Raw genomic sequence first — 6,543 nt, 5'->3', positions numbered from 1 at the left:
TTTCTTTATAGGTAGGTACATTAATGGGATAGCACGATAATAATTCAAGATGAATATTTGCATTAAATTTGCATTTTTCTTTTGAAAATACTTCTTTATAACGCCTAAAAACGATACTTTGATATAGATATAGGGCAATAAAAAAGCCTCTTACTTGCTAGTAAGAGGCTGATAATCAGATAGTAGTGGGTACGAGAATCGAACTCGTATTACATGCGTGAGAGGCATGTGTCCTAACCGTTAGACGAACCCACCGGAGTTTGATAGATTAAAAAGAGCCAAGTCTTTAAAACTTAGCTCTTTTTTATATTGAGATTTTTTGCGGAAGCTGGGGGATTCGAACCCCCGGTACCCTTACGAGTACGTCAGTTTAGCAAACTGGTGGTTTCAGCCACTCACCCAAACTTCCTTGAACCCGCATTCTCTCTCAAATGCGGTGCAAATATAGGGGGAACTTTTGGACTACGCAAATCTTTTAGCAAGATTTTTTTTACCTATTTTTTGTAAAATGAGATAACCTGCTATGTTTCAAATGTTAAACGGAAGAATTTTTTTTCGAAAGCTTTTAATTTTTATCGATGGAATGGGAACTTGAAACATATTGACGCTATCCGCTTATTATAGTGACGGTATCTTCATGGGATAGGGTAAACATCCGGATGGGATAGTGACGGTATATTTGACGTAAGAAAAGGACATAAAAAAAGGCTATCTATCCCAGACAGCCAATCTTTTTGTTAACCTTAAATCTAATACTATGAAAAACACAGTACAAATATACGGACTTCTGTCAACTTTGCAAATAAAACAAGAAAAAAGAGATGTTTTATAACATTGATTAAATATTTGATTCCTCGATTCTATTTTTATTAAGACTTTCGGCGTTTTGAATGCTATATTCCCAATATTTATCACATAATTTCAGATAGCTGGTCTCGGCACTCTTGCCACCTAAAGAAATAGCGTACATCTTTGTCTGTTTCGCTTTTGCGTGTTCGATGGTTCGGGATAGTAGTTGATCGACAGGACGCATCTCAAAGTCCGATACGGTGATAATGTCCGCTTCCATATATCCTTCTTCGCTGATCTTTCGCAAAGCATGTGTGATAACAGGTTCCATATCGGTTCCGCCATGAAAGGATTGGCATAAGAAATCGACCAGGCGATCGAAACTGCTGCCTAAGTCTGTGATTTCAATGCACTCGATATCATCGGAAAACAGGATGACGTAACATTTTCGATGTTGCACTTCCGTCAGTTCGGCAATGGCAAGTAGGGTGGATTTCGCGATTCTTTCCCGTTCGCCTGCCATGGAACCGGAAGTGTCCAGACAAACAATGAAAGGGCCTTCGGCTTCTTCGGAAACTTCGTTCCCTATTGTTTTCTTGTCGTTGATGGTTTGCTTTTCGTGTGATTGATAGTCGATGACTTGCAATCTCTTCTCAATGAAACGCTCAAAGAAAATGGGTTGCAGACTTTTTTCGGCCAGATAACAATATTCCAAGGGAAGAAGGCTGTTTAAGTCGTTTCCTTCGCAAATACCTGTAATATCGCTTCGGGTGGCATGAGATATAATTTGTTCCCGATGAATACCGGCAGTCATTTTGAAACGTTTCCGGCTGCTTTGGTGTTTCTTGCCCAAGATTTCTACCAGTTCACGGATAACGGGATTTCGTTTGATCGTTTCTTCGTATTCTAAAATCTGTTCTGCTATCTGTTTATGGTTGCGGAGTAACCAGACGAGGCGTGAGCCGCCACGTACCGGAAGATTTTTGGCAAGTGATAGCTGAAGACGGTAGAAATCATCACAAAGCCGCTCGATATGTTCCATCTGATAGTTGAACTCGTTGTTCGAGAGCAGTGTGTGCCATTTGTCGAAGAAGAGAGTCCGCAACGCTTTCCATTCTTTAGAGCGCGGGCTGATTGCGTCAAAACGCTGGAGGTAGTATTTTACGTTGAGGTCTACCAGGTGATATTTCATCGAGAACGGGTAGGCGCTGTTTTTTAGGAATTGGAGAAACTTGGTGTCGGATGCTTCATTCATTTCATGAAAGTATTCCCATTGCGACGCGTAGTGGGAGTAGAAATCTTGCAGGGAGGGTTGCGTGTGACGAAAATACCGGTGAATGTCCGCATCCAGTTCTTCGGGACGGATAATCAGGTTGTGCAGTTGTTCGTCGTACACATCGTAGGCTATTCCCTGCAATTTCTCATAATAAATGTCTTGCAGGTGTTTGAGCCTAATACTCTCTGTTCTCTTGTTCATGGGCGTGAGCGATGATGCGGAGTTCGTTCCGGTAATTCTCTATGATATGTGCAGTCTCTCCTAAAATTCGTTTGATCTTGCTTTTTTGCGATGAGCTTAAGAAAAGATGCTCCTTTGTATATGCTGTTTCCCGCTCGGAGATTGTTTTATATTCCACTTCCATTTGATGCAGCAAGTCGATCACTTCCTGCAATGTAAATTCGAACGGAGTGTTGCCATCCTGTTGTGCAGGCAAAGGATCACAATTGTCATAACATAGTAACGGATATTCCTGATTGTTGACGAAAACAGACCGTCTTCCTTTTCGGAGGGAATAGATATTCTTTTGCGCGATATTTCTGTTCTTTACAAAATCGTAGGCTTTCAGGATTTTGTTGACCGGACGGAATTTATCCTGCTGGATATAAAACAGCCGGTTGCTGTCTTTCTTCAAAGACTGGTAATCGGAAGCAAAAATGAGTAGATTTCCGGCAATGTGATAACCTTCTATGCGATGATAGAAGGTGTCTACGACCTGAATTCCCGGATCGCTAAGTTCACGCAGGCTGTGTTCGGACTTCATGTTTTCTTTCAGTGTGTCCAGTTTTTGTTCCAGCCGTTTTTCTCCTAACAGATAGGTATTGATGCCCCGTGCTATCGACTGTTCTACAATTTCTTCGATAATGGGGAGCTGCGAAATTTCATCCCATAGGCAGGCGCTCATCAACAGGCAGTCGGAGAAATGAATTCCCGGAGATTCATTCAGATAGGCTGATGTGCGGAGCAGACCTACTATTTTCTTCCAGCGGCGGTCGGATACATAGATAGGAGGGGTGTTTTCATCCCGTCCTGTGTTGTATTGTTCAATTTCTCGTTTGATATTGTGAATCAGCTCGAAGATGGTATAGTGAATACCTACTTTTTCGCTTTCAGCTTGTATCTGGTTGTATAATTCATCGTTCACCTGGAGCTTTTCAGGGATTTCAGGTTCTATTTCCCGCGTAGAAGAAATCATCTGATCGAACGCATATTCCTGTTCGATACATCCGACAAACTGACGGATCAGGAAACGGTCGTATAAGGCTTCCAGTCCTTCACCTTTTGCCGGCAGTTCGTTGGAAGCGGCAATTAATGCTTTCAGGGGTACACGCACCGTAAATTGTCCGTTGCGGTATATCTTTTCATTGATTACCGTCAAAAGGGAATTTTGGATAGCAGGGCCGGCCTTCCATATTTCATCCAGAAAGACAATTGATGCTGTCGGCAGGTATCCTTTTGTGATGCGTTCGTACGTATCTTCATCCTTCAATTTTGAAATGGAGACGGGGCCGAATATTTCGTCCGGTGTACTGAAGCGGGACATCAGATACTCAAAAGCATCTGCGTCTTTAAATGCCAGTTTGAGCCTGCGTGCTACCAAACTTTTAGCTACTCCCGGAGGGCCCAGCAGAAAGATACTTTCCCCTGCCATGGCGGATAGCAGAGACAGTGCGATGGTATGCTCTTTTTCGAATACTCCCTCATTGAGAGACTTCAATAATTGGGTGATATGTGATTTGATAGACTTCATGCGACGGATAATTTCATGTGTTGTTAGCAAGAGGCAAAGATACAAGAATTCTTTGAAATAGACTTCGCCGGAGGGATTTACTCCTAGATTTAGGCAATTTCCTCCTGATAAGTAGGAGTTTTCAGTTTCATGGGGAAAATTCATTCTCTACTTTTGTTCTATCGAAAGATAAATGATATATAATAATTAGAGAACCATTAAAAATAAAGGAATATGAAAACGAGCACATTTAAATACTTCGGTTTGGCGTTGATGGCTATATTGATGGTAAGTTTTACCTCTTGCGAAGTGGAAATAGACAGTTTCTATGATGATGATAATAATGGTGCAGGGTACTATAACCGTTCGGCTGATTTATGTAGCCGTACCTGGGTTAGTTTCTACCGCGACATGGACGGTAACTATTGCCGTCAGGAACTGGATTTCTTTTTAGACCGTACCGGAATCGACTATATACGGGTGGAATATCCTAATGGAACAGTCGATCAATATGAATATAATTTCCGTTGGAGTTGGGAAAATTATGCACAGACTTCCATTCGTATGTCATACGGACCGAATGATGTTTCATACCTGGATGATGTATATATCGGTGGAAACAGATTGAGCGGTTATCTGGACGGACGAAATAACTTTGTGGAGTTTCAAGGGAAAAGATGAGACGTAAAGCAAGATGAAGCGTAAAGCAGGAAGAAACGTGAAGCAGGAAGAAATAAGAAAAGGTTAAGAAATTAGGAGAGATAAAGAAATTAGAAAAAGATAAAGAGATAGGTAAGCGTAAGGAAGAAACAGGTAAAAAAGCATCTTTGGAAGGATAACAAGATGCGGGTAAAAAGAGAAAGGATAAGATTGTTAAGATAGAAATATAACAGATATTAGAAACAAAATAACAGGTAACAGTGTAAAAGGGTAATCAATAAGATTTCAGGATATATGAATCAGGGTATAATTGGGGCGCGAAATGAAAGCTTAAAAGTTTTGAACCGGACTAAATAGTTTTTATCTTTGCGCCCTATTAGTTTTTATATACATGGAGTGGTTATATAGTCTATTCATCGAACATTCTGCCTTACAGGCTGTTGTGGTACTTTCACTGATTTCTGCCATTGGTTTGGGCTTGGGAAGAGTGCATTTCTGGGGAGTTTCCCTAGGAGTCACTTTTGTTTTTTTTGCGGGTATCCTGGCCGGCCATTTCGGGCTTTCGGTCGATCCGCAGATGTTAAACTACGCAGAAAGTTTCGGACTGGTCATTTTCGTTTATTCCCTCGGGCTACAAGTCGGTCCCGGTTTTTTTTAGCTCTTTCCGTAAAGGCGGGGTAACGCTGAATATGTTGGCGTTGGGAGTCGTTCTGCTGGGAACGTTGTTGACGGTGGTGGCTAGTTATGCAACGGGTGTCTCTCTTCCTGATATGGTGGGCATCCTTTGTGGAGCAACGACAAACACTCCGGCATTGGGAGCTGCGCAACAAACTCTGAAACAGATGGGAATAAACAGCAGTACGCCTGCTTTAGGATGTGCGGTGGCCTATCCGATGGGAGTAGTCGGCGTAATTCTTGCCGTTTTATTAATCCGTAAAGTATTGGTCCGCAAAGAAGACTTGGAGATAAAAGAGAAAGACGATGCGAACAAAACTTATATTGCAGCGTTTCAAGTACACAATCCTGCTATTTTCAATAAAAGTATCAAGGATATAGCTCGTATGAGTTACCCGAAGTTTGTCATATCCCGTTTGTGGCGTGACGGACATGTCAGTATTCCGACTTCAGACAAAATTCTGAAAGAAGGTGACCGTCTGCTGGTGGTAACTGCGGAAAAAGACGCTTTGGCCCTGACAGTGCTTTTTGGTGAACAGGAAAATACGGATTGGAATAAAGAGGACATTGACTGGAATGCGATTGACAGCGAATTGATCTCGCAGCGTATCGTTGTCACCCGTCCCGAACTGAATGGTAAGAAACTCGGTGCACTCCGGTTGAGAAACCATTACGGAATTAATATCAGCCGTGTTTACCGGTCGGGGGTGCAACTGCTTGCTACTCCAGGATTGATACTTCAGTTGGGCGACCGCCTGACAGTGGTGGGCGAGGCTGCTGCTATCCAGAATGTGGAGAAAGTATTGGGAAATGCCGTGAAAAGCTTGAAAGAGCCCAATCTGGTTGTTATATTTATCGGTATCGTGCTTGGTTTGGCACTGGGGGCTATTCCTTTCTCTTTTCCGGGTGTCAGTACTCCTGTGAAGTTGGGATTAGCGGGCGGACCGATCATTGTCGGTATCCTTCTGGGGACTTTTGGACCACGGATACACATGATTACCTATACCACCCGTAGTGCGAACCTGATGTTGCGTGCCTTGGGACTTTCCATGTACCTTGCTTGTCTGGGACTGGATGCCGGAGCTCACTTTTTCGATACCGTATTCCGTCCGGAAGGCTTATTATGGATTGGTTTGGGAGCCGGATTGACTATCATTCCAACAGTGTTGGTTGGATTCGTGGCCTTCAAGATGATGAAGATCGATTTCGGTTCTGTATCCGGTATGTTGTGCGGAAGTATGGCAAATCCGATGGCACTGAACTATGTAAACGATACAATCCCCGGCGACAACCCATCCGTAGCCTATGCGACTGTTTATCCGCTATGTATGTTCCTGCGGGTAATTATCGCCCAAGTGTTGTTGATGTTCTTGTTAAATTGAGAATGGTACATTGCTGAATCGTAATTAGTAAC

The 6,543-nt window shown here is 42.7% G+C and carries 3 protein-coding genes, 2 tRNA genes and 1 pseudogene; 2 read left to right on the top strand and 4 right to left on the bottom strand.

Annotation, left to right across the window (positions count from 1 at the left end; genetic code table 11):
• Nucleotides 1–183: 183 nt before the first annotated feature.
• The 4 genes from BXY_RS04380 to BXY_RS04365 all read right to left on the bottom strand — a co-directional run bounded on the left by BXY_RS04380 (nucleotide 184) and on the right by BXY_RS04365 (nucleotide 3,815).
• A tRNA-Glu gene (locus BXY_RS04380) sits at nucleotides 184–255 on the bottom strand.
• 67 nt (nucleotides 256–322) lie between these two features.
• Nucleotides 323–409, bottom strand: a tRNA-Ser gene (locus tag BXY_RS04375).
• Nucleotides 410–838: 429 nt separating this feature from the next.
• The gene (locus tag BXY_RS04370) at nucleotides 839–2,266 is read right to left on the bottom strand and encodes a vWA domain-containing protein (protein WP_015531276.1); all 1,428 of its coding nucleotides are present in this window, start codon (nucleotides 2,264–2,266) and stop codon (nucleotides 839–841) included.
• Nucleotides 2,241–3,815, bottom strand: coding sequence for an AAA family ATPase (locus tag BXY_RS04365; protein ID WP_032842191.1), 1,575 nt, complete (start codon nucleotides 3,813–3,815; stop codon nucleotides 2,241–2,243). Before BXY_RS04365 ends, BXY_RS04370 begins: the two co-directional genes overlap by 26 nt.
• A gap of 213 nt (nucleotides 3,816–4,028) precedes the next feature.
• On the opposite strand from BXY_RS04365, the gene BXY_RS04360 reads away from it, so the two are divergent.
• Together BXY_RS04360 and BXY_RS04355 are read left to right on the top strand one after the other, a co-directional pair.
• Nucleotides 4,029–4,475, top strand: coding sequence for a hypothetical protein (locus tag BXY_RS04360; RefSeq protein ID WP_008644218.1), 447 nt, complete (start codon nucleotides 4,029–4,031; stop codon nucleotides 4,473–4,475).
• A 370-nt stretch (nucleotides 4,476–4,845) separates the two neighbouring features.
• Nucleotides 4,846–6,511: pseudogene (locus tag BXY_RS04355) on the top strand (putative transporter).
• Nucleotides 6,512–6,543 lie beyond the last annotated feature (32 nt).

It is taken from the genome of Bacteroides xylanisolvens XB1A (genome assembly GCF_000210075.1).
Lineage (GTDB): Bacteria > Bacteroidota > Bacteroidia > Bacteroidales > Bacteroidaceae > Bacteroides > Bacteroides xylanisolvens.
Note: the sequence above shows the minus strand (reverse complement) of the source record. Positions and strands in the feature narration are given on the sequence as shown.

What these genes read in the sequence shown, in the direction of transcription:
- BXY_RS04370 (WP_015531276.1), bottom strand. Translation starts at nt 2,266, where the DNA reads ATGAACAAGAGAACAGAGAGTATTAGGCTCAAACACCTGCAAGACATT.
- BXY_RS04365 (WP_032842191.1), bottom strand. Translation starts at nt 3,815, where the DNA reads ATGAAGTCTATCAAATCACATATCACCCAATTATTGAAGTCTCTCAAT.
- BXY_RS04360 (WP_008644218.1), top strand. Translation starts at nt 4,029, where the DNA reads ATGAAAACGAGCACATTTAAATACTTCGGTTTGGCGTTGATGGCTATA.